Below are 498 nucleotides of genomic sequence, written 5' to 3' on the forward strand. Positions count from 1 at the left end.
CCCTTGCCGATGGAGACGGCGAATGCGTCCATCGATACGGAAACGGCGATGAGCAGGATCTGAATCAGCATGTTCGGTAATAAAAGGTTCATCCCACCGTGCCTCCGTGGGATGGGCCTCGACGGATTTCTCCGCCTACGCCTAGGGATGGCGGCATGGAACTGCCGCGGACTGTGGCGTCCGGTGGCCTTGCATTCGGCGAATACCGTTCGCATGCCGTGAATTACAAGCCATCACTATATCGCGGTATGGGGAAATCCGCAGTTTGTCGTGAGAAGCTTGGTATTGCGGGCGTGAAAACGGCGTCTTACACCCAAATCCTCTGCTGTTGCCTTCCTTGGCGCCCGATTTCTCCAGTGGCTGGATGATTTGGCTGTTTGAGTGGTGCTTAGACGTACTGATTTCTCCAGTGGCTGGATGTTTTGGTCGTATGGGGGTCTGTTGAGCGGGTGTTTTCTTCCAGTCGGTGGATGATTCGGTCGTGTGAGTGGTGTCTGA

Source organism: Bifidobacterium sp. UBA6881, from assembly GCA_002451435.1.
Classification (GTDB): Bacteria; Actinomycetota; Actinomycetes; order Actinomycetales; family Bifidobacteriaceae; genus Bifidobacterium.